Here is a 24,137-nt window from a genome sequence, read left to right on the forward strand (position 1 = left end):
GGGCGGTACGCGGCGAGGTCTAGGGCTGCCACCAGGGGCGCAGCGGCACCGTCCATTCCTGGTCGGCGCCGAGCTTGACGCCCAGCACCTGGTGTAGCTGCACCACATTGCGTTCGAAGCCGAGCTGACAGCCCGCCATGTAGAGGCCCCAGACCTTGGCGGTGCCCTCGCCGACCTCGGCCACCGCCTTGTCCCAGTTCTCGACCAGGTTGTCACACCATTCGGCGAGGGTGAGGGCGTAGTGGCGGCGTAGGTTCTCCTCGTGCAGAACCTCCAGGCCGACGTTCTGGATCTCGGAGATGATGCGGCCGGAGCCGATCAGCTCGCCGTCGGGGAACACGTAGCGGTCGATGAAATCGCCCGCCTTGGTGGTGCGGGTGTTGTCGGGCCGGGTGATGCAGTGATTGAGGAACAGGCCGCCGTCGCGCAGCTTCGACTGCATGAAGCTGAAGTACGCGGGATAGTTGGCGACGCCGATGTGTTCGGTGAGGCCGATGGAGGAGATGGCGTCGAAGTCGCCCTCGGGCACGTCGCGGTAGTCGGAGTGGCGCACCTCGGCGAGGTCGGTCAGGCCCTCCTCGCGAATCTTCCGCCGCGCCCATTCGGCCTGCTCGGCCGACAGCGTCGCGCCGATGACCTTGACCCCGCGCTTGGCGGCGTAGCGCACCATGCCGCCCCAGCCGCAGCCGATATCGAGCAACCGGTCGCCTTCCCGCAGCCGCAGCTTGTCGAAGACCAGCCGGTACTTGTTCTCCTGTGCCTCTTCGAGTGTCTGCTCCTCGTTGTCGTAGGCGGCGCAGGTGTAGGTCATGGACGGGCCGAGCACGTACTCGTAGAAGGTGTTCGACACGTCGTAGTGGTGGTGGATGGCCTCGGCGTCGCGCAGTTTGGAATGCCGCAGCCCCTCCAGCGCCACCCGCCGCCAGCGCGGCATCGCCTCCTGGGGCGGGGGCGGCACCGGCTTCATCAGCTCCCAGCCCAGCGAGCGGGCGATCACCACCAGTTGCAGTGCGGTCGGACGGCGGAACTTCAGGCCCGCCATGGCTTTCAGCAGCGCGTACGGGTCGCCGGGGTGCACACCGTGGGCCACCATGTCACCGGCGATGTAGGCCCGGGCCATCCCGAGGTCGCCGGGGGCGGTGGCGATGTAGTTGACGCCGCGCGGGTTCTTGATCTCCAGGCCGAATTCCGAATCCGCGGGCCCCGTCGTGCTGCCGTCGTAGGCGGTGAACCGGATGGGCATGTCACCGTCGATCAGGGTCTCGAAGATCTCGGCAATGGTGAGTTTGGTTCCGAGTTCCGCGAAGACATCGGAACGATCCTTGAATGTCGTCACTTGCGTTGCACCGCCTTCGAATACAGATCCAGTAATCGATGCTGGGGGTCGTAGCGTTCCTTCAGCCCGGTGTAGGTGTGCCCGCCGTAGAGCGCCGCGAACTCATCCTGGCCGTAGTAGGCATCCGAGTACAGGGATTTATGACCGTCCAGTTCGGAGACTTTCCGCTCGATGGCGCGGTTGGCCGCGCCCTCGGGCTGCCCGAGCACGGTCGGGACGGCCGACCAGAAGCCCACGTTCACATAGGTCCGCTTCGGCTCCAGGGGGTACAGGGGCCAGGGCCGGTCGCCCTGCTCGCGGTCGGTGTCGCGCAGGCGCAGGGGGCACAGCCAGATCGGCTCGATGGGAATCTCGCGCAGGAACCAGTGCATGAACTCCGCGGTGCGCTCGATGGGCACCTCGATGTCCTGCACCACCCGCTCGCGCGGCGGATTGCCCTTGCGGGCCTCGAGCTTGTCGCCGATGTCGTACTTGTGGTCCAGGGCGATGAGCTTCCAGTAGAAGCTGCTGCGCCGGTACTGCCGGGGCCAGAAGCGCCGGATCCGCGGATTCTGGGCGCCGAACGCGCGAGAACACCAGAACCAGTCGGTATCCCAGCGCCACAGGTAGTCGTGGATGGTGAGCCGGTCGCGCTTCGGCGTGGGTCCGTCGTGCTGGATGGACCGGTAGTAGATGTCCATACCGGTGTAATCGCTGACCGGTCCGGGCTCGTCGGTCTGCCGGCCGAGGATCAGGTAGCTCTCGTCGGCGGTGAACACCACGCCGTCGAGGTAGTCGACCCGCTCGCCGTCGTGGGCGCGGTCGGTGACGATCCGATCCATGGCGGCCTCGAGTTCGCCCAGGTCGTGGAAGCGCAGGTGGCGCAGGGCCACGTAGGGCGGCACCGGTTCCAGTTCGATCTTCAGGCGGGTCGAATAGCCGAGCGTGCCGTAGGAATTCGGGAATCCCCGGAACAGGTCGGCGTGCTCGTTGTCGGGAGTGGCGGTGATGATCTCGCCCGACCCGGTGAGGATGTCGATCTCCAGCACCGATTCGTGCGGCAGGCCGTTGCGGAAGGAGGTCGATTCGATGCCCAGGCCGGTCACCGCGCCGCCCAGCGTGATGGTCTTGAGCTGCGGCACCACCGGCGGGGCGAGTCCGTACGGCAGCGTGGTGGCCACCAGGTCCTCGTAGGTGGTCATCCCCGCCACGTCGGCGGTGCGGGCCTCCGGGTCGACCGCGATGACCTTCGTCAATCCCGAGACGTCGAGTCCGGGGGCGCGGTTCTCGGCGCGCGCCCGGAACAGATTGGAGGTTTTCTTCGCCAGCCGGACATCGGCATCGCGGGGAATGGCGCGATAGGACGCCAGCAGTCGTTCGACCCCTGCCTCGTGCGCGGCGAAACCCGATTCCACTGCGGCCGGTGCGCGGCCGGCCTTCCCCAACAGACTCACTGCCACCTTTGGAACCTATCGCGGACCCGGCGAGTCGGCCAGCAGGATCGCACCGGCGGGGCGGTTTTTCACGCACAGTTTGCATCCGCGTCGAGGGGCGCTACCTGCGGCGGGGCGAGAATATTCCAACCCGAGCCGTGATGATAGTTACTCTAGCTAACTTTACGATCCGGCATGTCGCCCCGACATCGGAGCGGACCGATCCCGTCGCACCGGCGGCGGCGTAGCATAACCGAGCGGCAAAAGGCCGAGAGCCGGGAATCAGTAAGGAGCTCATGGTGGGACAGGTCAGCGCGTCCAGCTCGATCGTGGTGGCGGCCGAACCGAAGCGGGCGCTGGAAGCGATCGCGGACTACGAGACGGTGCGCCCGCGCATCCTCTCCTCGCACTACCGCGACTACAAGGTGGTCGAGGGCGGCAAGGGCACCGGCACCGTGGCGGAGTGGACGCTCCAGGCCACCGAGAAGCGCTCCCGCAACGTGCGCGCCGCCATCTCGGTCTCGGATTCCATGGTGACGGAACGGGATTCGAACTCCTCCATGGTCACCACCTGGACCGTCACCCCGGAGAGCGGCGGTTCCCTGGTCACCGTGCGCACCAGCTGGAAGGGCGCGGGCGGCATCGGCGGCATCTTCGAGGGCATCTTCGCCCCGCTCGGCCTGAAGAAGATCCAGGCCGAGGTGCTGGAGAACCTGAAGCGCGAACTGGCCTGAGAGCCCGGCTCAGAGTCGGCCGATAGGCCAGCAGATCTCGGTGTGGTAGTCGGCCGGCGCGGCGTCACCCGGACCGATCAGGTAAACCTCGCGGATGGGTTCGGCCAGGGCGCTGTCGTGTTCGGCCACGTGGCTGCCGAGGGCGCCGTAGGTGCGGTCGAAGTCTTCGAACGGGCCGTGGTGGACGGCGATGGCGAAGCGGCGGGCCGGGAGGTCGACGACCGAGCCCAGCGCGGCGGCGCGTTCCCGGTCGCGCTCGGCGACGGGAATGTAGGCGACCACCTCGCCCTTGGCCTGCTCGAAGAACTCCACCGCGTAGGTGGCCCCGGCCGGGCCCGCGGGTGTGAGCCCGGCCGCGCCGAGTGATTCGGTGAGCGCGGTGAACGCCGTCGCGCACCAGGCGTCGATGCCATCGCACGCCACCGACTCGGCCATGGCCAGGGCGGGGAAGCTCGGGACCGAACGGTATTCCACGGCGACCGCGGTGGACGGCGTCAGCAGCGCGCGCAGCGAGGCCACCACGTCGCGGGTGCGCAGCAGCTCCGCCTCCATTCGCTCCAGATGTCCGCGCAGCGCCGCGTCCCGCGCGTCCCGGTCCGGGGCGGCCAGCACCTCCTGGACTTCCGGCAGCGGCATATTCAGATCCCGCAGGCGCCGGATCAGATGCGCCCGTTCCACCTGATCCGTGGAATACCGCCGGTACCCGCTGTGCGCGTCCACCACCGCGGGCTCCAGCAGTCCGATGTCGTGGTAGTACCGCAGTGCCTTCACGCTGAGATGGGTGAGCCGGGAGAACTCCCCGATCGGAACGATCGCTGTCATGTCACCAGGGAACACCTTCCCACCGGGGGAGAGTCAACGACCCTCGGTGAGTGGGGCCGCGCGGGTCACCATCGTCGCGCGCACGACTACGCTGGGGAACGATCCCCACTCAGAGAGGAACACGTCCGTGGAACCCGGTGGACAGTTCGACATGCAGGCGTTGCTCGCCCAGGCCCAGCAGATGCAGGAAGCGGTGATGGCGGCGCAGCAGGAGATCGCCGCCTCCGAGGTGGAGGGCGAGGCCGGGGGCGGGCTGGTGCGCGCCAAGATTCGTGCCACCGGCGAGGTGCTGTCGCTGGACATCGATCCCGAGGTTGTCGATCCGGGGGATGTGGAAACGCTCCAGGATCTGGTGATCGGCGCGGTCAACGACGCCATGGCCAATGCGCAGAACCTGGCCGCCGAGCGGCTGGGTCCGCTGGCGGGCGGCATGGGTGGCATGGGCGGCGGCGCGCTGCCCGGCCTCTGATCGAGGACGCCGGTGTACGAGGGTCCCGTTCAGGATCTCATCGACGAATTGGGCAAACTGCCCGGTGTCGGCCCGAAGTCCGCGCAGCGCATCGCCTTTCACCTGCTGGCGGTGGAGCCGCCGGAGATCGACCGGCTCCAGGCCGCCCTGCAGAAGGTGCGCGACGGCGTGCGCTTCTGCGAGGTCTGCGGCACCGTCTCCGATGGCGAGCTGTGCCGTATCTGCGCCGATCCGCGCCGCGATCTCAGCATGATCTGCGTGGTGGAGGAGCCCAAGGACGTGCAGGCCATCGAGCGCACCCGGGAGTTCCGGGGGCGCTATCACGTGCTGGGCGGCGCGCTCGACCCGCTCAGCGGCGTCGGCCCGGACCAGCTGCGCATCCGGGAACTGTTGACCCGCATCGGAACCCAGGCCGACGGCGTGGACGTCACCGAGGTGATCATCGCGACCGACCCGAATACCGAGGGTGAGGCCACGGCCACGTACCTGGTGCGCATGCTCCGCGACTTCCCGGGCCTGTCGGTCACCCGGCTGGCCTCCGGCCTGCCGATGGGGGGCGATCTGGAATTCGCCGACGAACTCACCCTGGGCCGCGCGCTGTCGGGGCGGCGCGCGCTCTGAGCGGGCTGCCCGAGTGGGACACCGACCCGGCCGCTCAGCTTCGGGCGTCGCCGACCAGGTAGCGGACACCGCCGGTCCAGATCTCCAGGGCGGCCGGTTCCGGGCACGGGATCTGCTGGTGATTGCGGGTGATGCCGGGGCCGGTGCCGGAGACGAGCAGCGACGCGACGCCGACGCTCGCGGCGGCCACGGTCGCGAGGACGACCAGACGCTTGCTGATCAGCGCCGGAGGGCGCGTTTGCTGGCGTAGCTCCATGGTTCTCCCTCGTCGGGTGGACATGGGAAAAGCGGGAACGCACGTGATGCGGGCAGCGAAAGGCTAACGCTCGCGGGCGGCGCGAGCCGGACTACTCCGGGTCGCGAGGCCGAATCGAGACGTGTTCGATCGCATTACGAGACCGACCGGTCGGCCCTGATCAGAGTCGCAGCCGCTCCCAGTCGAGCGCGTCGAACCCGGCGCGATCCTCGGTGGTCCACTCCCACATGAGATCGGCCACCGCCGGTGCGTCGTCCACCGAGGTGGCGAAGTGCCGGTCGGGGGAGCCGTCGCGGTATTCGAGCGTGAACCTGCCGTCGGGGTGGCGGTAGGTCTGGACGTACTGCTGATCCGCCCGCTCCACGATCAGATAGGGTCCGGGATCCGCCAGTGTCGGCAGCCAGAGGTCCAGCAATGCCTTTGTTATATAAGGGAATTCGCCCGCGCCGCCGTGCGTGACCGTAGCCGGGACATGTCCGGCGGGATCGGCCAGCCAGGTCAGCTGCGGGTCGTAGACGGCGTATCCGCGCGGCGTGGCCAGCTCGAAAAGCAGCGCCCGGACATGGCCGATGGCGTCGTACGGCGTGGAGACGACCAGCGTGGCACCGTTGTCCTTACCGCCGAGCGGGGTGGAACTCAGGAAGCTGTCGGCTTCGGGCAGTTCCCCGTTGCGCCGCTCCAGCTCCGCGGCGATCTCGGCCACGACCTCGGACTCCGGTTGCCCCTCCTGCGCGGTCAGGTAGGCGTCGACCTCGGCGGGCGTGCGCGCCGCACCCGAGGGCAGCAGAATCTGGTCGTAACTCACCCGTGCCAGGCTAGCCGTGCCGGGTCAGCCGGTGCGGTGCAGGCGGGTGGGCTCGGTCGACGCGCAGCGGCAGCCGCCCGCGATGTCGCCGCAGTCCACCACGAACGTGTGGCGGGCGTGCGCGAAGTCGAGACAGTCGGCGTCGGTGCATTCCACCGAGCGGTCGGCGTGTTCGACCAGGGTCCCGTGACAGTGGTCGAGGGCCGATGTGCAGGACGAGCAGACCGAGTTGGCCATGGAGCCTCCTTCAACCGTCCCCTAGGTCATAGCACCGGGCACCGACAGCGTCGGCATCGGACACGCGTGTCGGGCCGGGTGGTGCGCGGGCGCGCGATGTGGCGCGCGTCGCCCCCGCTTCCACACGAGTATTGCCGCCCTGTAAACTCCGATCATCATGCAGCGGGCACTTCTCCTTTGCCGCCGCGACGGGGTCTGATTCGGACCGGCTCCTGTCGCGGGGATCTGCCGTGCCGGTCAACCCATAACACTGGGATCCAGTCACACTTCGGAGAGAACACGCATGTCACCCGCTGACGCCTTCACGTCTTTCAATTCCGCGGCCGGCACACGCACCATCGCGCAGCCGTCCAAACCCGCGCCCGCCGACCAGCCCGCGTGGAACAAGCAGAAGAACTCCTCCATGCCGGTCTTCCGGTACCGGCCCTTCGCCGAGGAGGTCGAGCCGATCACCCTGCCCGACCGCACCTGGCCGGACAAGGTCATCGACCGCGCGCCCTCGTGGTGCGCCGTCGACCTGCGCGACGGCAACCAGGCGCTCATCGACCCGATGAGCCCGGCCCGCAAGCGCCGCATGTTCGACCTGCTGGTGCGGATGGGGTACAAGGAGATCGAGGTCGGGTTCCCGTCCGCCTCGCAGACCGACTTCGACTTCGTCCGCGAGATCATCGAGGACGGCGCGGTGCCCGACGACGTCACCATCCAGGTGCTGACCCAGTGCCGTCCCGAGCTGATCGAGCGCACCTTCGAGGCGTGCAACGGCGCTCCCAACGTGATCGTGCATTTCTACAACTCGACCTCCGTCCTGCAGCGGCGGGTGGTGTTCCGCGCCGACCGCGAGGCCGTCAAGAAGATCGCCACCGACGCCGCCACGCTGTGCCTGGAGGTGGAGAAGCGGTACCCGGACACCAACTGGCGCTACGAGTACAGCCCCGAGTCCTACACCGGCACCGAGCTGGACTACGCCCGTGAGGTGTGCGACGCGGTCTCCGAGATCATCGCGCCGACCCCCGAGCGGCCGCTGATCATCAACCTGCCCGCCACCGTCGAGATGGCCACCCCGAACGTGTACGCCGACTCGATCGAGTGGATGAGCCGCAATCTGGCCCGCCGCGACGCCATCGTGCTGTCGCTGCATCCGCACAACGACCGCGGCACCGCCGTGGCCGCCGCCGAACTGGGCTACCAGGCCGGCGCGGATCGCATCGAGGGCTGCCTGTTCGGCAATGGCGAGCGCACCGGCAATGTCTGCCTGGTGACGCTGGGCATGAACATGTTCTCCCGCGGCATCGACCCGCAGATCGACTTCTCGAATATCGACGAGATCCGCCGCACGGTCGAATACTGCAACCAGCTGCCCGTGGCCGAGCGCCACCCGTACGGCGGCGACCTGGTGTACACCGCCTTCTCCGGCAGCCACCAGGACGCCATCAACAAGGGCCTGGACGCCATGAAGGCCGCCGCCGACGCCGCGAACGCCGATGTCGACGACATCACCTGGGAGGTCCCGTACCTGCCCATCGACCCCAAGGACGTGGGCCGCACCTACGAGGCCGTCATCCGGGTCAACTCGCAGTCCGGCAAGGGCGGCGTCGCCTACATCATGAAGACCGACCACGGTCTGGTGCTGCCGCGCCGCCTGCAGATCGAGTTCTCGCAGGCCATCCAGCAGATCACCGACGGTGAGGGCGGCGAGGTGACGCCCAAGCAGATGTGGGACGTCTTCTCCGAGGAATACCTGAACCCGATCACGCCGCTGGAGCGCATCCGCCAGCGGGTCACCGCCTCGGAGACCGACAACGGTGTGGACCACATCGAAGCCGTCGTCAAGGTGGACGGCGTCGAGCAGGAGATCTCCGGTGAGGGCAACGGCCCGCTCGCGGCCTTCGTCGACGCCCTGTCCGGCATCGGCTACGACGTGCGCATCCTGGACTACTCCGAGCACGCCATGTCCGCCGGCGACGACGCCCAGGCCGCGTCGTACGTGGAGATCGCCATCGGCGACACCGTGACCTGGGGCGTCGGCATCGCGACCTCGATCACCACCGCCTCGCTGCGCGCCGTGGTCTCCGCGGTGAACCGCGCCGAGCGCTCCTGACACAGTGACTACCCCGATCCTCCGCGACTCGCCCGACGCCGACGCCGTGACCAGGACGGCGAACGTGTCAGCGACCACGGCAGCCGACGCCGGGAGCAGGCCGGACCGCGTTCGGAACGGGCCGCCTGACGCCGCGAGCGGTACCGACCGTCTTCGGAACGGGCCGCCTGATCTCGTGAGGATCGGGGTAACTCGTCGGGTACGCCCGAAATCATCGACGGCATGCGACCGCCGGCACGCGTGCATGATCGGCGACGGCTCACAGTCGTGCGCTGAAGGCGCGGAGAGGCGGGGAAGGCTGCTAGCGTTGGAACGCATTAGCGCCGAGCTCTCTGTTCGCGCCGTCGAACAGATGGGGGACACGTGACCACGAAAGACCAGAATTCGACCTCGCCACCCTGGTTGCAGGGGCCGGATGCCGACGAATCCGCCGCGGCCGACACCGCGGTGACCGCCGATGAACAGGAGCCGGTGGCCGAGGTCGCCGACGATGCCGTCGATGCGAAGGAACCCGCGGGCGAGCCGGAGCCGGCGTCCGGGTCCGGGTTCTTCCCTCCGGTGCCCGATGCCATCGACCAGACCACCGCCTTCCAGCCCGACGGTCCGTTCGCGCACGGACAGTCGGGCGGTTTCCCGCAGCCGGGGCCATTCGCGCCGCCCGGCGCACCGGGCGAGGGGCCGCATCCGTACGGACCGAACGGGCAGTTCCCGCCCGGCCCGAATACCGGCGCGTACCCGGCGCCGGAGCAGGGCTCGTGGGCCCCGCCCGGCGGGCCCGGCTTCCCGCCCACCGGCGCGTATCCGCCGCCGGGCTTCAATCCCGGTGCGGGCGAAGGCGGTCCGCAGTCCGGCCCGTACGGCGAGATCAGGCAGGAGACCCCGTACGGGGAGATCCGGCAGGAGATCGGCGCCGACGGCATGGTGCGCCGGGTCTTCGACCAGCCGGGCGATCAGCCCGCCGGCGGTGAGCAGACCGAGCATTTCGGCGCTCCGGGCCAGAGCGGGCAGCCCCCGGCGGGCGCGGACCACTCGGGCGGCCCGATCTACAGCTGGTCGCCGCCGCCGGCCGCACCGCCGCAGCAGCCACAGCATCCACAGCAGAACTTCCAGCAGCAGCCCGGGCAGAACTATCAGCAGCCGGGGTGGAACCAAGCCCCGCCGGGCTTTCCGCAGCAGGGTGGGGCGCAGCAGCCGCCGCCGGGCCATTCGGTCAACGACCTGAACCTGTTGCGCCGGGCCCGGCGGGCCCCGCGCGGCGGGTGGCGGCGCGCGGTGCACAAGATGTCGGGCGGTGCCATCAATCCGGGCGAGTCGCCCGCGGACATCATCCACAACGAGCTTGTCGACCGGGTGAACCAGCCGGTGCGCGGCGACTACCGGATCGCCATCCTGTCGCTCAAGGGCGGTGTCGGAAAGACCACCACCACGGTGGGTCTCGGCTCCACCTTCGCCTCGCTGCGCGGTGACCGGGTGATCGCCATCGACGCCAACCCGGACCTCGGTACGCTCGCGCACCGGGTGCCGCGGCAGACTCGCTCCACCGTGCGGAATCTGCTGGAGGACAACCACATCACCCGCTACTCGGATGTGCGGGCGCACACCTCGCAGGCCCCGAGCCGCCTGGAAGTGCTTGCCTCCGAACAGGATCCGGCGGTCTCCGAAGCGTTCAGCGAGGCCGACTACCGCAAGGCCATCGGCATCCTGCAGCAGTTCTACAACATCATCCTCACCGACTGCGGCACCGGCCTCATGCACTCCGCGATGGCCGGTGTGCTGGATATGGCCAGCTCGTTGGTGCTGGTGACCTCGCCCGCCATCGACGGCGCCCGGTCGGCCTCGGCCACTCTGGACTGGCTGGACCACCACGGCTACCACAAGCTGGTGGAGCGAACCGTGGTGGTGGTCAACGCGTCTCGCAAGGGCTCGTCGACCGTCGACCTGGATCAGCTGCGCAAGCTGTTCCTGGACCGCACCCGCGCCGTGCAGGTGGTGCCCTTCGACGACCACCTGGCCGAGGGTGCGGAGATCGACCTGGAGCTGGTCGGCAAGCCGACCCGACGCGCGCTCCTGGAACTGGCCGCCATGGTCGCCGACGACTTCGGCTACCACGCCAACGCGCAGCGGGGCTACCAGCAGCCGCGCTAGCGGGCACCGCGGCCACACGATTCCCACGACAGGGCATGACCGGTCGATCCGGTTGTGCCCCTGTGGTGTCAGCGGGGCCGGTCGGGTGCGGTGGCGTGGTGTGCGGCGGCGCGGAAGGCGGACAGGACGGCGGCGACCGCGGGGCGCCGGTCGGCGTGCGGACGGGTGGCGAGGTCGTAGAGGCGGGCGGCGCGGACACCGGCCAGGCGCAGCATGACCAGGTTCGGGTCGCGGACGGCGAAGCGGGGCATCAGGGCGATGCCGCACCCGGCGGCGACCATGGCTTCGATCACGGAGAAGTCGTTGAGGCGCTGGGTGATTCGAGGCTGCACGCCGGTGACGGTGGCGATGGAGCGCAGCACGTCGTCCACGGGGAAGCCGCCGCGCACCGACAGCCACTCCTCGTCGGCCAATTCGGCGGGTACCACCGCGCCGCTGCGGGCCAGCCGGTGGTCGGGCGCGACCAGCACATCGATCGGCTCCCGCATGAGCACCCGGGAGTCGACCCGCGGCCCGGCCACCGACGGTGCGTGCTCATCGCGGTGGGTGAGCACCACGTCGTAGTCCGCCAGCAGCCGCAGCACCTCCGACGGCGGCGCGTCCTCGTCGGCGGCGACCACGTCCACGCCGCTGCCCGCCAGTTCGCCCAGCACCTGCGGCAGCAGCAGCGCCGCCCCCGACGGGAACAGGGCCACCCGCACCTGCCCGCGCGGTGAACCACGGTAGGACTCCATCTCGGCGACGGCCCGGTCCATGGCCGCCAGCACCTCGTCGGCGCGCACCACCAGCGCCCGCCCCGCATCGGTCAACCGCACCCGCCGCCCGTCCGGCTCCAGCAGCGCCACTCCGGCCTCTCGCGCCAGCACCTTCAACTGCTGCGACACCGCCGACGGTGTCATGGACAGGGCCGCCGCCACCGCCGCCACGGTCCCGCGATCCGCCAGCTCGCGCAGCACGCGCAGCCGCTCGACGGCCATCGCCGTGCCCACGGTCCGCGCCGGGGTCGCTGTGGTCTTGCTCTCCCGCGCCGTCCCGGTGGCGGGTGTATCGCCGGTGGTGGGCGGATGATGCTGCGGCATAGTTCAGTTCTACTACATTATTAGTGCACAACAATTCGATTGTTCTTACCTATGGGGCGCTTCACGATGCGGGGCATGAGTAGTCGTGACCGCTTGATCGGGCTCACCGTCGTCGTGTTGTGGGGGTTGAACTTTCTGGCGATCCGGGTGGGCCTGGACCATTACCCGCCGTTCTTCTTCGTGGGATTGCGGTTCGCGGTGATCGCGGTGCCGGTGCTGCTGTTCGTGCCGCGGCCGCGGGTGCCCCGGCGGTATCTGCTGATGTACGGGGCGGGGTTCGGGGTGTTGCAGTTCGCCTTCCTGTTCACCGCCATGCGGGCCGGGATGCCGACCGGGTTGTCCTCCCTGGTGTTGCAGTCTTCCGCTCCGTTCACGGTGCTGCTCGGCGCACTGCTGCTGCGCGAGCGGCTGCGCCCGATACAGCTGGTCGGGATCGTCGTGGCCATGGCCGGTATGGCGGTCATCGGCTGGGATCGCGCGCAGTACGCGGCGCTGGTGCCCCTGCTGCTGACGCTGGCCGGTGGTTTGGCCTGGGCATTCGGCAATATCGGGTCGCGGCTGGCGGTGGCGCATGCCGAAGGGGTGAACCCGCTGCACCTGACCCTGTGGATGACGGTGGTCCCGCCGCTGCCGATGTTCGCGCTCTCGGCGCTGACCGAGGGGCCGACCACGGGCTGGCGGGATCTGGCCGAGTCCTTCACCGCGACCGGCTGGCCCGCCCTGGTGGCCCTGGCCTACATCGTCGCGCTCGGCACCATCGCGGGCTCGGGCCTGTGGACCCTGCTCATGAGCCGCTACCCGGCGGGCACCGTCGCGCCGCTGTCGCTGCTGGTGCCGGTGGTCGGCATCGCCGCCGCCTGGGCCTTCCTGCACGAAACCCCGACCGCCCTGTCCCTGCTGGGTGCGGCCGTGGTCATCATCGGAGCCTTCACCGCCACCTCCGCCGGCCGCGCGCCCGTGAAATTCGCAAATTTGCTGGCTCTCGGTTCGAAATCCCGGACCCCAACCGACCACAGGGCTGAATCCGCTGCCTAGGATCGGTCCCGGCTGGGAGGTAAGGGAATGGCAGGACAGCGCATGTCCGTGTCGCGGCGGTCGGTGCTGCGCGGCACGGTCGCGGCGGGCGCGGTGACCGCGGGGGCACTGGCGACCGGGCTGCGGTCCGCCCCCGCGCGGGCGGCGGCGGGACGCCGGGTGGCGGTGCTGGGCGGCGGCGTGGCGGGGATGACGGCCGCGCACGAACTCGCCGAGCGCGGCTTCGAGGTCACCGTGTACGAGCGTCGGGCGCTGGGCGGCAAGGCGCGCAGTATGCGGGTGCCGGGCAGTGGGCGGGGCGGCCGCCCCGACCTGTGGGGCGAGCACGGCTTCCGCTTCTTTCCCGGCTTCTACCATCACATCCCAGACACCATGCGGCGAATCCCGTTCGCGGGCAACGCCAATGGCGTATGGGACAACCTGATCGCCGCACCCGAGGCGCGCTTCTCCCGACGCGACAACGACGACGTGATCATGCCGCTCGGCAGGGCGGGCCGGGTCTGGGCGACACCGGAGGACTTTCGCGAGACGGTCAGCTCGACCATCTCCACCACGGCGAAGATGCCCCATCAGGACGCCCTCTACTTCGCCAACCGGCTGCTGGTCTTCAACACCAGTTGCGACGCCCGCCGATACGGCCAGTGGGACAACGTGTCCTGGCGGGACTATGTGGGCGCGCGCAACCGGTCCAGCGAGTTCCGCATGCTCATGTCGCGCACCCTCACCACGCTGCTGGTGGCGGCGCGGGACGATCTGGCCAGCACCCGCACCATCGGCAATATGGGCGAGCAGTTCCTCGGCAACCCGCTCGAGATCGGCAATGACGGTGCGCTGGACCGGATTCTGGACGGCCCCACCAATGAGGCGTGGATCGACCCGTGGGCGGCGCGGCTGCGCGAACTCGGCGTGCGCTTCGTCGCGGCGGAGGTGCGCGGACTCGAGGTGAGCGGCAACCGCATCGGCTCGGCCCGGGTGGTGACCGCCGACGGCGCGGCCGAAACCGTGGCCGCCGACCACTTCGTCTGCGCCCTGCCCGTGGAGGCGGCCCGCACCCTGCTCACCCCCGAAATCCTGGCGCTGCGACCGGAATTGGCGGGGATGCACCAGCTGATGGTGGACTGGATGACCGGCCTCCAGTTCTTCCTGCGCCGCCCGACCGCCATCGCGCGCGGCCACGTCGCCTACGTGGACTCCCCGTGGTCGCTGACCTCCATTTCGCAGGGTCAGTTCTGGCCGCGCGTGCGACTGTCCGAACACGGGGACGGCACCGTCGTCGACTGCCTGTCGGTGGACATCTCCGACTGGAACACCCCCGGCACGCTGTACGGCAAGACGGCCAAGGAGTGCACCCACGACGAGATCGTCCGCGAGGTCTGGGCGCAGCTGAAGGCCCATCTCAACGACCGCTCCGAGTTGCTGCGCGACGAGGATCTGCACTCCTGGTTCCTCGACACCGGGATCACCTGGAATGCCGCCACCCGCCGCAACGAGAACGCCGATCCGCTGCTGATCAACACGGCCGGGTCGTGGGCGCTGCGCCCGGAGTCGCACGGTGCTATCGAAAACCTCTATCTGGCAGGCGATTACGTGCGCACCAAGGTGGATCTCGCCACCATGGAGGGGGCGTCGGAGTCGGCGCGCACGGCGGTGAACGCCATTCTGGACGTCACGGGTTCCACCGCCCCGCGCTGCCGCCTGTTCACCCTGTACCGCGCCGCGGAACTGGAGCCCTTCCGGCAGCTGGATGTCGCGCGGTACGCCAGCGGCCAGCCGAACCTCTTCGACGGCCCGGTCTGATTGTTCACAAACCCCTGGTGCCGCAGCCGGGCCGGCGAGTTCAATCGACTCCATGAGCGAGATCACCGACCCCGGGGAACTACGAGAGCTGTTGGGCGCGGTGAATCCTCGCGCCGCCGCCAAGGAGCGCGTCCAACTGCACCCGCGTGATCGCGAGTGGATCGCCGCATCCCCGTTCGTGGTGCTGGCGACCAGCGACGCCGCGGGCAATTGCGATGCCTCCCCGAAGGGTGACCCCGCCGGATTCGTCCGGGTCCTCGACGACCGCACCATCGCGATACCGGAGCGACCCGGCAACCGCCGCGCCGACGGCTACCTCAATATCCTGGACAACCCGCATGTCGGCGTGCTCTTCGTGATTCCCGGCCGCACCGAGACCCTGCGCGTCAACGGCCGCGCCCGCCTGGTCCGCGACGCCCCGTACTTCGACGACATGATCGTGCGCGGCCACCGCCCCGTCCTCGCCGTGGAGGTCGACGTCGACCAGATCTTCTTCCACTGCGGCAAGGCGTTCCTCCGCTCCAACCTTTGGCACCCCGACCGCTGGGGCCCCGACACCCTCCCCACCGCGGCACACCTGGTCAAAGAACTGCAACCCGATACACCCCAGTCCTTGGAAGAACTGACGCACTACTACGCCGAAGACAACTACTCCCGGTCCCTCTACAAGTCCTGACCCCGTGGGGAACGCCGGCGGGGGCCGCTCGTGCGATGCCGCCGCCCTTCCCCCGGCCGCTCGGTCGGTGCGGTGTGGTTCACGTGGACCGCGTGTGACGGGGTGCGGCGGCGGCAATACACTCGCGGCGTGGCAGACATTTCGGTGCGCGGGCGGGTGGCGCTGCGGGCGGCGACGGCCGCGTCGTGGGCATCGCAGAAAGCCGGGCGCGGTAAGGGCTCGATGATCGGCGGCCTGATCGCGCTGAAGATCGACCCGACACTCATGACGCAGCTCGGTCGGGGACGGCGCACGGTGCTGGTGACCGGCACCAATGGCAAGTCCACCACCACCCGGATGACGGCGGCCGCGCTCGGCACCCTCGGCCGGGTCGCCACCCAGGCGGACGGCGCGAACATGGACGCCGGCATCGTGGCCGCGCTGAGCGCGAACCGCACCGCGCCGCTGGCCGCGATCGAGGTGGACGAGCTGCATCTGCCCCATGTCGCCGACGCGCTGAACCCCTCGGCGGTGGTGCTGCTCAACCTCAGTCGCGACCAGCTGGACCGGGTGGGCGAGATCAATATGATCGAACGCCGCCTGCGTGCGGGCATGGCCCGGCATCAGCACGCCGTGCTCATCGCAAACTGTGACGACGTGCTGGTCACCTCCATCGCCTACGACCACCCGAATGTGGTGTGGGTGGCGGCCGGGAGCGGCTGGCAGGTCGACGCCACCAGCTGCCCGCGCAGTGGCGAGCCCATCCTGTGGGAGGGTGACCACTGGTACAGCACCGGCACGGATTTCAAACGCCCGCAACCTGATTGGCGGGTGGACGAGCACACGCTGCACGGCCCGGACGGCCTTGAGCTGCCGCTGCACCTGGCACTGCCCGGACGCGCCAACCGGGGTAATGCCGCGCAGGCCGTGGCGGCGGCCATCGCGCTGGGGGCCGATCCTGCGCGGGCCGTGGCGGCGGCGGCGACCGTGAAGGAGATCGCGGGCCGCTACCGCACCGTTCAGGTCGGCGATCACGCGACCCGGCTGCTGCTGGCCAAGAACCCCGCCGGTTGGCAGGAGGCGCTGTCCATGATCGACCCCGCCGCGAAGGGGCTGGTGATCGCGGTGAACGGCCAGGTGCCCGACGGCGAGGACCTGTCCTGGCTGTGGGACGTGCGTTTCGAACACTTCGAGGGCACCCGGGTGGTGGCGGCGGGCGAGCGCGCCACCGACCTCGCGGTCCGCCTCACCTACGCCGGGGTGCAGCACACCGTCGTCGCGGATCCCCTGCACGCCATCCGCTCCTGTCCGCCGGGGCAGGTGGAGGTGCTGGCAAACTACACGGCGTTCCGCGACCTGAACCGCGACCTGGAGGAGAAGGCGGGGGTGCGCGCATGAGCGAGCGAAACGACCGACCGGAAGCCGCCGCCGCGCAGGACACGGCCGACCGTGGGAGGTCCGCGGGCGTGCGGGACAGTGCGGCCTCGTCGGAGGCGGCGGATGTCACCGCGGCGCGCATCGCGGCCGCCGCGCGGGTGGAACAGGCCGCGGCGCAAGGGAAGCGATCGAGCGAGTCCACGGTGCGCATCGGTCTGGTGCTGCCGGACGTCATGGGCACCTACGGCGACGGCGGCAATGCGGTGGTGCTGCGGCAGCGGTTGCGCATGCGCGGGTACGACGCCGAGATCGTCGAAATCTCGTTGAGCGAACCGGTTCCCGATTCGCTCGACATCTACACCCTGGGCGGTGCGGAGGATTCCGCGCAGCGCCTGGCCACCCGTCATCTACAGCGCTACCCCGGCTTGCAGGCCGCCGCCGGGCGCGGAGTCCCGGTGCTGGCCATCTGCGCGGCCATCCAGGTGCTCGGCCACTGGTACGAGACCTCCTCGGGCGAACGCGTGGACGGCGTCGGCCTCATCGACGTCACCACCTCCCCGCAGGCCGAGCGCGCCATCGGCGAGGTGGTCACCAACCCGATCCTCGCCGGTTTGAGCCAGCCCCTTACCGGCTTCGAGAACCACCGTGGCGGAACGAAACTCGGCGGCGAGGCCACCGGTCTGGCCCGCGTCACCCGCGGTGTCGGCAATGGCGTCGGCGACGGACTCGAGGGCGTGGTGCAGGGCTCGGTCATCGGCACCTACATGCACGGTCCCGCCTTGGCCCGCAACCCCGAACTCGCCGACTATCTGCTCGCCGAGGCCCTCGGCGTCGATTCCCTCCCGGCCCTGGATCTCCCCGAGGTGGACCAGCTCCGCCGCGAACGCCTCCGCGCCTGATCGGATGCGTTTCCCGCGCCGCACCGAGCCTGGTGTCCGGGTGGGACATTGCGAACGTGTTGAGGTGCGGGCGACGGCCCGGTAGTGTCGCGCGCGGCCATTGGTTGATGAGGAGGTGGCCGGTTGCGCAGGCGCGCCGTATTGAAGGCTGCCGGGCTGGCGGCTTTGCTGGCGGGCGTCGGGACGGGAGCCGCCATGCGCGGCGCCGGACCGGCGTCGGCGAATTTCCTGTGGCACGCGCTGTTCGAGGCTTGGGTGCCGGAAATCTTTGCGCCGCTACCGGATCCGCCCGAGCACACCGAGGCCATCGTCATCGGGTCGGGGTTCGGCGCTTCGGTCACCGCGCTGCGGCTGGCCCAAGCCGGGGTGCGGAACACGGTGCTGGAGCGCGGATCCCGGTGGCCCAACGACCCGTGGCGGGAGATCTTCACCGGCGACGACCTGCCGGACGGCCGCGGGTTCTGGCATCGGAACACCTTCACCGGTGTGACCAAGGTGCCGATGTCGTTCGCCGGCTTCGGCGGCGTCCTCGATGTGACCGAGTACCCGGGCATCGACGTGTGGCGGGCCGCGGCGGTCGGCGGCGGGTCGGTGATCTTCACCGGGGCCATGGTCGCGCCCGAGCGGCATCTGTTCGACGCGGTCTTCGGCGGCGTCGTGAACTACGACGAACTGGACCGCGTCTACTACCCGCGCGTCCGGCAGATGCTGCGGCTGAGCCCCATGCCCGCGGATGTGTACGCCTCCGCGCCGTTCACGCACTCGCGCATCTGGGACCAGCAGGCGCGGGCGGCGGGCTACCAGCCCACCGCCAACGACTCCATCTTCGACTGGAACATCATTCGCGGTGAGCTGGCGGGCACCACCCGCGCCTCCGCGATCGCCGCGCGCAGCAATCTCGGCAATTCCAACGGCGCGAAGTTCGATCTCAACCAGAACTACCTGCGCTACGCCGAGGCCACCGGCAAGACCGGCATCTATCCCGGACACCGGGTGGACGCCATCGCGCAGGACGGCGACCGGTACGTGGTGACGGTGACCAAGCTGGCCCCCACCGGCCGGGTGCTGTCCACCCGCACCCTCACCTGCGACCGCCTGTTCCTGGGCGCGGGGTCGGTGGGCACCTCCGAACTGCTGGTGCGCGCCCAGGCGACCGGTGCGCTGCCGCGCCTCAACGAGCACATCGGCGACGGCTGGGGCACCAATGGCGACGTGGTGCTGGCGCGCGGCGCGAACGCCCTCACCGGGGTCGGCAACGGTGTCCCGAGCGCCAGCCGCATCCTGGACGAGTCGGGTGTGCCGCTGACCCTCGAGAACTGGTATGTGCCGGGCATTCCCGTGGACACCGGCGCCATCGCATCGCTGGGGATGGTCCTGGACCCGACCCGCGCCCGCTTCGGCTACGACCGCGCCGCCGACCGGGTCGGTCTGAGCTGGCCCGCGCACGCCCAGACACAGGTGCTGGCCGCCTGCCGTGCCGTCGACGACCGGATCGCCGAGCGCGGCAACGCGATCGTGGACTACACGCCCATCGGCTACGACGCCCAGGCGTTCTTCACCGCCCACCCGCTCGGCGGCGCGGTGTTGGGCCGCGCCACCGACGCCTACGGCCGTGTGCACGGCCACCCGGGCCTGTATGTGATGGACGGCGCGGCCCTGCCCGGCAGCACCGCCACGGTGAACCCGTCGCTGACGATCACCGCCGTCGCCGAGCGCAATATCGAGGCCATCCTCCGCGCCGGACGCTAGCCGGGTTCGACACGAAGCGGTGGGCGCGCAGCCTCGGCCCGCTTCGGTTCCGCCCGCGGCACCGAAGCGGCAACTACTCTCGGCTTGGCTGTTTCGAGGTGGAAGGGGCCGTTGTGAGCCAGTTCAGCGGTGCGAAGGGCGAGTACCCGCGCAAACCGCCCGTGCTGTGGACAGATTTCGCCATGCTGGCACTCGCCGTCGTCTCGGTGGTGCTGGTCGGCTGGGTGACGTTCTTCCCGGTGGCGGACAGCACCTATCGGACGATCGTGGTGCTGGACTGGATCATCTGCGGCATCTTCGCGATCGAGTTCGTCTGGCGCTGGCGGCGCGAGGGCTGGCCGTGGTCGTTCCCGTTCGTCTACTGGTACGAGGTGCTGGGCATGATCCCGGTGACCAGCCCCTTCTTCCGCGGTTTCCGACTGCTGCGCATCGTGGTTGTCGTGGTGCGGCTGGCGCGCATGGCCGACCGGGCGTTCGGCGACCGGGTCACCGCCGCGGTGGTGAACCGCTCGGTCGGGACCATTGTCGAGACCATCAAGCGCCCGGTGACCGTGGCGGTCATGGACGAGGTCGCCCAGGTGTTGCGCACTGCCCATTTCACCCGCAATATCTCGGCGGCGCTGGCGGAGAACCGGGGCGAGCTGGATCAGATGATCCTGGAGACCATCCGCAGGGATCCGCAGTTGGGCCGCGTGCGCTACCTGCCCTTCCACGAGGAGATCATTCGCGGCATCGCCGACGCCAGCTTCCGGGTGGTCCTCGACGTGCTGGCCGACCCGCGCACCGACGAGCTGGTCGCTGATGTGTTGCGGGAGAACGTGGATCAAATGCGCGAGGCGGTGCGCGCGGGTGTGCGGGTGCCGGATTCGTTCGACCATCGGCCGCCGACCGCCCCGGACCGGTCGGCAATGCTCGAACGCTGACCGGCCCGAAAGACGCGGACCTCCGGCGGATTTCCGCCGCTGGCGAAATGGGTCAGGCCAGGCCGGGCTCGAACGATCCGCCGTACAGCGGCCCGGAGTACCCGCGCGCCTCGTACGCGCCGTCGGCGTAGGGCTCGGCCTCGGGCTCCGGCTCGATGCCCGCGTAGTCCTCGATATAGGCGATGAAGTTCTCCACCAGCGTCTCGCTCTCGCGATTGGCGGTGCGTTTGAGCAGCATGCCGGGCACCGGAATCGGCAGGTAGATCTCGGAGTGGTACCAGACCTCGGTGCCGTCCTCGGTGTCGGTGACCTCGAACCAGCCCTTGCCGCCCGCACCGGCGCTGGATTCGGCGACCTTCCACTCGATTCGGTCCTGGCCGCAGGTGTATTCGACCACCTGCCGGTCGGGTCGGCCCATGAGGTTGGCCGACACGTAGACCCGCTTGGGCCGCCCGTAGTCGTCGCGAGTCGCGACACGCACATCCTGGTGGGAAGGTGACCAGTCGGGCAGCCGCTCGACCGTCAGCAGCGCCTCCATCACCTGTTCGGGATCGACGTCGACAACGAATCGGTGATCTGTTTTAGTACGCATTCCAACCCTCCAGCTTCAGGGGCCGATTGTGACGAGCGTCGCTCTAGGAGTCAACCTACCGGTCCGGTAGCTGGTACCTGCGGGAACTGGTACATGAGCGAATTTCGCTGTCCGGCAACGGGATCGGACGACGCTGGGGGTCTTCGAGAATCTTCGGGAGACCGCGGTGAACTACGCGGAATCCCGGGTTCAGCCCGGTGCCTTCACCTCCCAGTCCGGACCGGGGAACACCAGGCTCTCGTGGCCGTCGTCGAAGCGCACCACATAGGGCGGTGCGCCGTCGTCTCCGCGTACTTCGACGATCTCGCCGGTGCGTTCCCGCAGTCCGACGGCGTGGGTGTGGACGACAAGCTGGTCACCGACATTCGCTCGCATGATGTGCATTATCGGTCGTCCGTGACGCGCGTCACAAGGGTGGGCGAGCCTCGAAACCTTCTTGACACCACTTTGGGTGTAGTACTACGTTCCTAATCACTACGAATGAAGTACAACAAATGAGGCGGTAAAAGTATGCGCAACCTGGTCTACTACGTGGGCGTCTCTCTCGACGGCTACATCGCGGGGCCGGGCGGGGAGGTCGACTTCTACCCCCTCTCCGACGAGATGACCGCGTGGATCACACAGCGGTACCCGGAGTCCTTGCCCACCCACGTTCGCGGGCACGTCGGACTCGCGGCCGACGCGCCCAACCGGGAATGGGACACCGTGGTGATGGGCCGCGGCACCTACGACCCGGCCTACCTGCACGGCATCACGAATCCGTACGCCCACCTGAAGCAGTACGTCGTCTCGACGACGCTCGGCTCCGTGGACGACCCGAACGTGACCGTGGTCGACAGCGATCCCGTCGAACTGGTGCGACGGTTGAAGAAGGAAGCGGGCAAGAACATATGGCTGTGCGGCGGCGGCAAGCTGGCGGGGCAACTCGTCGACGAGATCGACGAGCTGATCATCAAGAGCTATCCGGTGATCGCGGGGACCGGTATCCCGGCGTTCACCGGCAGCTTCACTCCGACCCGGTTCCGGCCCGCTCAGCGGCGGGAATTCGACAACGGGGCGCAGGTCACCTGGTTCAACCGGGCGTGACCCGTGAGGTCACGCCGGATCGGCGAGGAAGGAGAGCCGTATCTTCCGGGTCGGGTTATCGACGTTGAGGTCGACGAACGCGACGGACTGCCAGGTGCCCAGCGCCACCGCGCCGCCGAGCACCGGCACCGTGGCGTAGGGCGGGATCAGCGCGGGCATGACGTGCGAACGGCCGTGCCCGCGCGATCCGTGCGCGTGCCGCCAGCGGTCGTCGGCCGGCAGCAGATCGCGCAGCGCGGCCAGCAGATCGTCATCGCTGCCCGCACCCAGTTCCATGATCGCGATACCGGCCGTGGCGTGCGGCACGAAGATGTGCAGCAGTCCGTCGCCGCCGCCCGCGGCATCGCGTAGGAACTCCTCGCACAGCCCGGTGATGTCGTGCACCGCCTCGCTGTGCCCGGTCTTCAGCTCGAGCATCGTGCTCTTCATGGATCGCCCTCCCGAATCCGCTCATCGCCATGGTCCCGCCGGACCGTGTTCTCGCCAATAGAGGCTATGCATGAAACCCGGTCGCGTGGTCGCGACCGCACCGGTGACGGGCGGGTGCCGCCGTACCCGCGTCACCACCGAAGTCAATCTGTTCGTCATATTCGCGCGGCATTACATGGGTCACAGGCGGGAGGTAGGCGCAAAACCCCTGGACGCTCATCGGTAGGCTGGGTGCTCGATAGCAGCAATTTGTCGATCTTGGAGGATTCCACCGTGGCTCTCGTCGTTCAGAAGTACGGAGGATCTTCGCTCGAATCGGCCGAGCGCATCCGACGCGTCGCTGAGCGGATCGTCGAGACCAAGAAGCAGGGCCACGACGTCGTGGTCGTCTGCTCCGCCATGGGTGACACCACCGACGAGCTCCTCGATCTCGCCCAGCAGGTGGCCCCCGCGCCGCCCGCCCGCGAGATGGACATGCTCCTCACCGCCGGTGAGCGTATCTCGAACGCGCTGGTGGCCATGGCCATCCATTCGCTCGGCGCGGAGGCCCGCTCCTTCACCGGCTCCCAGGCCGGTGTCGTCACCACCGGTGCGCACGGCAACGCGCGCATCATCGACGTGACGCCGGGTCGCCTGCGCGAGGCCCTCGACGAGGGTGTCATCGTGCTGGTGGCCGGATTCCAGGGTGTCTCCCAGGACAGTCGGGACGTGACCACGCTGGGTCGCGGCGGTTCCGACACCACCGCGGTCGCGCTGGCCGCCGCGCTCGAGGCCGATGTCTGCGAGATCTACACCGATGTGGACGGCGTGTTCACCTCGGACCCGCGCATCGTCCCCGATGCGCAGAAGCTCGAACAGGTCTCCTACGAGGAGATGCTGGAACTGGCCGCGACCGGGGCCAAGGTGCTCATGCTGCGGTGTGTGGAGTACGCGCGCCGCTACAACGTGCCCGTGCATGTGCGCTCGTCTTACACCGACAAGGTGGGCACCTACATTTACGGATCGATGGAGGACATCCCCTTGGAGAAAGCAATCCTCACCGGCGTCGCGCACGACCGCAGCGAGGCCAAGGTGACCGTCGTCGGCATTCCGGACGAGCCGGGCTACGCCGCCAAGGTGTTCCGCGCGGTCGCCGATGCCGAGATCAATATCGACATGGTGTTGCAGAACATCTCGAAGGTGGAGACCGGCAAGACCGACATCACCTTCACCCTGCCCAAGAGCGAGGGTCCGCGCGCCGTGGAGCTGCTGACCAAGCGGCAGGGCGAGATCAACTTCTCCCAGGTGGTGTACGACGACCACATCGGCAAGGTGTCCCTGGTGGGTGCGGGTATGAAGTCGCACCCGGGCGTCACCGCCACCTTCTGTGAGTCGCTCGCGGACGCGGGCATCAATATCGACCTCATCTCGACCTCCGAGATCCGCATCTCCGTGCTGGTCAAGGACACCGACCTGGACGAGGCCGTGCAGGTGCTGCACCGCGCCTTCGATCTGGGCGGCGACGAGGTGGCGGTCGTGCACGCGGGAACGGGGCGCTGACATGAGCGGGTCAAGCGCGCAGGCGGCAGCGGAGCGTAACCA

24 protein-coding genes are annotated in these 24,137 nt (G+C 69.0%); 14 read left to right on the plus strand and 10 right to left on the minus strand.

The features are described 5' to 3' along the window. Window positions 1-19: 19 nt before the first annotated feature. Window positions 20-1,336: a class I SAM-dependent methyltransferase gene (locus QMO76_RS27805; protein WP_306364300.1), complete on the minus strand. Its 1,317-nt coding sequence runs from the start codon at window positions 1,334-1,336 to the stop codon at window positions 20-22. Continuing rightward, complete coding sequence (locus tag QMO76_RS27810; RefSeq protein WP_372342104.1) at window positions 1,333-2,769, minus strand: FAD-binding oxidoreductase; 1,437 nt, start codon at window positions 2,767-2,769, stop codon at window positions 1,333-1,335. Before QMO76_RS27810 ends, QMO76_RS27805 begins: the two co-directional genes overlap by 4 nt. Before the next feature lie 278 nt (window positions 2,770-3,047). Here QMO76_RS27810 and QMO76_RS27815 point away from each other — a divergent pair, with 278 nt between their 5' ends. Further along, complete coding sequence (locus QMO76_RS27815; RefSeq protein ID WP_306364404.1) at window positions 3,048-3,482, plus strand: SRPBCC family protein; 435 nt, start codon at window positions 3,048-3,050, stop codon at window positions 3,480-3,482. Between the two features lie 9 nt (window positions 3,483-3,491). On the opposite strand, the gene QMO76_RS27820 is transcribed toward QMO76_RS27815, so the two are convergent. Beyond that, window positions 3,492-4,304, minus strand: coding sequence for a MerR family transcriptional regulator (locus QMO76_RS27820; RefSeq protein WP_306364301.1), 813 nt, complete (start codon window positions 4,302-4,304; stop codon window positions 3,492-3,494). A 127-nt stretch (window positions 4,305-4,431) separates the two neighbouring features. On the opposite strand from QMO76_RS27820, the gene QMO76_RS27825 reads away from it, so the two are divergent. Then, entirely contained in the window at window positions 4,432-4,773 is a 342-nt protein-coding gene (locus tag QMO76_RS27825) for a YbaB/EbfC family nucleoid-associated protein (RefSeq protein ID WP_306364302.1), read from the plus strand. Window positions 4,774-4,785: 12 nt separating this feature from the next. After that, window positions 4,786-5,394 carry a recombination mediator RecR gene (recR, locus tag QMO76_RS27830; protein ID WP_029932835.1) on the plus strand — a complete coding sequence of 203 codons (609 nt, stop codon included), beginning with the start codon at window positions 4,786-4,788 and terminating at the stop codon, window positions 5,392-5,394. Between the two features lie 34 nt (window positions 5,395-5,428). Here the strand turns inward: recR and QMO76_RS27835 are convergent, their stop codons facing one another. From QMO76_RS27835 to QMO76_RS27845, 3 genes are all read right to left on the minus strand, one after another. Beyond that, window positions 5,429-5,650, minus strand: a complete 222-nt coding sequence (locus QMO76_RS27835; RefSeq protein ID WP_306364303.1) for a hypothetical protein — start codon at window positions 5,648-5,650, stop codon at window positions 5,429-5,431. Window positions 5,651-5,810: 160 nt separating this feature from the next. Beyond that, window positions 5,811-6,455, minus strand: a complete 645-nt coding sequence (locus QMO76_RS27840; RefSeq protein WP_306364304.1) for a hypothetical protein — start codon at window positions 6,453-6,455, stop codon at window positions 5,811-5,813. A gap of 24 nt (window positions 6,456-6,479) precedes the next feature. Next, on the minus strand, window positions 6,480-6,692 hold the full coding sequence (locus tag QMO76_RS27845) for a hypothetical protein (protein WP_306364305.1): 213 nt from the start codon (window positions 6,690-6,692) through the stop codon (window positions 6,480-6,482). A 283-nt stretch (window positions 6,693-6,975) separates the two neighbouring features. Between QMO76_RS27845 and leuA the strand changes: the two genes are divergently transcribed. Beyond that, the gene (gene leuA / locus QMO76_RS27850; RefSeq protein WP_306364306.1) at window positions 6,976-8,790 is read left to right on the plus strand and encodes a 2-isopropylmalate synthase; all 1,815 of its coding nucleotides are present in this window, start codon (window positions 6,976-6,978) and stop codon (window positions 8,788-8,790) included. A 363-nt stretch (window positions 8,791-9,153) separates the two neighbouring features. Next, a complete protein-coding gene (locus tag QMO76_RS27855; RefSeq protein WP_372342105.1) occupies window positions 9,154-10,935 on the plus strand; it encodes an AAA family ATPase in 1,782 nt (593 codons plus the stop codon). Between the two features lie 68 nt (window positions 10,936-11,003). Here QMO76_RS27855 and QMO76_RS27860 read toward each other — a convergent pair whose 3' ends face one another. Then, the gene (locus QMO76_RS27860) at window positions 11,004-11,912 is read right to left on the minus strand and encodes a LysR family transcriptional regulator (protein ID WP_306364406.1); all 909 of its coding nucleotides are present in this window, start codon (window positions 11,910-11,912) and stop codon (window positions 11,004-11,006) included. 177 nt (window positions 11,913-12,089) lie between these two features. Here QMO76_RS27860 and QMO76_RS27865 point away from each other — a divergent pair, with 177 nt between their 5' ends. From QMO76_RS27865 to QMO76_RS27895, 7 genes are all read left to right on the plus strand, one after another. Next, entirely contained in the window at window positions 12,090-13,049 is a 960-nt protein-coding gene (locus QMO76_RS27865; RefSeq protein WP_306364307.1) for an EamA family transporter, read from the plus strand. Window positions 13,050-13,076: 27 nt separating this feature from the next. Next, window positions 13,077-14,846, plus strand: a complete 1,770-nt coding sequence (locus QMO76_RS27870) for an FAD-dependent oxidoreductase (protein ID WP_306364308.1) — start codon at window positions 13,077-13,079, stop codon at window positions 14,844-14,846. Between the two features lie 52 nt (window positions 14,847-14,898). Continuing rightward, window positions 14,899-15,522, plus strand: coding sequence for a pyridoxamine 5'-phosphate oxidase family protein (locus QMO76_RS27875; protein WP_306364309.1), 624 nt, complete (start codon window positions 14,899-14,901; stop codon window positions 15,520-15,522). 129 nt (window positions 15,523-15,651) lie between these two features. Further along, window positions 15,652-16,899, plus strand: a complete 1,248-nt coding sequence (locus QMO76_RS27880) for a MurT ligase domain-containing protein (RefSeq protein ID WP_306364310.1) — start codon at window positions 15,652-15,654, stop codon at window positions 16,897-16,899. Then, entirely contained in the window at window positions 16,896-17,777 is an 882-nt protein-coding gene (locus QMO76_RS27885; RefSeq protein ID WP_306364311.1) for a type 1 glutamine amidotransferase, read from the plus strand. Before QMO76_RS27880 ends, QMO76_RS27885 begins: the two co-directional genes overlap by 4 nt. 123 nt (window positions 17,778-17,900) lie before the next feature. Then, on the plus strand, window positions 17,901-19,526 hold the full coding sequence (locus QMO76_RS27890) for a GMC oxidoreductase (RefSeq protein WP_306364312.1): 1,626 nt from the start codon (window positions 17,901-17,903) through the stop codon (window positions 19,524-19,526). Between the two features lie 113 nt (window positions 19,527-19,639). Then, on the plus strand, window positions 19,640-20,449 hold the full coding sequence (locus QMO76_RS27895; protein ID WP_306364313.1) for an ion transporter: 810 nt from the start codon (window positions 19,640-19,642) through the stop codon (window positions 20,447-20,449). A 52-nt stretch (window positions 20,450-20,501) separates the two neighbouring features. Here QMO76_RS27895 and QMO76_RS27900 read toward each other — a convergent pair whose 3' ends face one another. After that, window positions 20,502-21,041: an SRPBCC family protein gene (locus tag QMO76_RS27900; RefSeq protein WP_306364314.1), complete on the minus strand. Its 540-nt coding sequence runs from the start codon at window positions 21,039-21,041 to the stop codon at window positions 20,502-20,504. 189 nt (window positions 21,042-21,230) lie between these two features. Then, complete coding sequence (locus tag QMO76_RS27905) at window positions 21,231-21,416, minus strand: DUF1918 domain-containing protein (RefSeq protein WP_029932816.1); 186 nt, start codon at window positions 21,414-21,416, stop codon at window positions 21,231-21,233. 135 nt (window positions 21,417-21,551) lie between these two features. Here QMO76_RS27905 and QMO76_RS27910 point away from each other — a divergent pair, with 135 nt between their 5' ends. Continuing rightward, the gene (locus QMO76_RS27910; RefSeq protein WP_306364315.1) at window positions 21,552-22,127 is read left to right on the plus strand and encodes a dihydrofolate reductase family protein; all 576 of its coding nucleotides are present in this window, start codon (window positions 21,552-21,554) and stop codon (window positions 22,125-22,127) included. 9 nt (window positions 22,128-22,136) lie between these two features. Here QMO76_RS27910 and QMO76_RS27915 read toward each other — a convergent pair whose 3' ends face one another. Beyond that, the gene (locus QMO76_RS27915) at window positions 22,137-22,556 is read right to left on the minus strand and encodes a secondary thiamine-phosphate synthase enzyme YjbQ (protein WP_306364316.1); all 420 of its coding nucleotides are present in this window, start codon (window positions 22,554-22,556) and stop codon (window positions 22,137-22,139) included. Between the two features lie 273 nt (window positions 22,557-22,829). Here QMO76_RS27915 and QMO76_RS27920 point away from each other — a divergent pair, with 273 nt between their 5' ends. After that, window positions 22,830-24,095, plus strand: a complete 1,266-nt coding sequence (locus QMO76_RS27920; protein ID WP_306364317.1) for an aspartate kinase — start codon at window positions 22,830-22,832, stop codon at window positions 24,093-24,095. Window positions 24,096-24,137: the final 42 nt, after the last annotated feature.

This window comes from Nocardia sp. CC227C, assembly GCF_030767025.1.
Taxonomy (GTDB): Bacteria; Actinomycetota; Actinomycetes; order Mycobacteriales; family Mycobacteriaceae; genus Nocardia.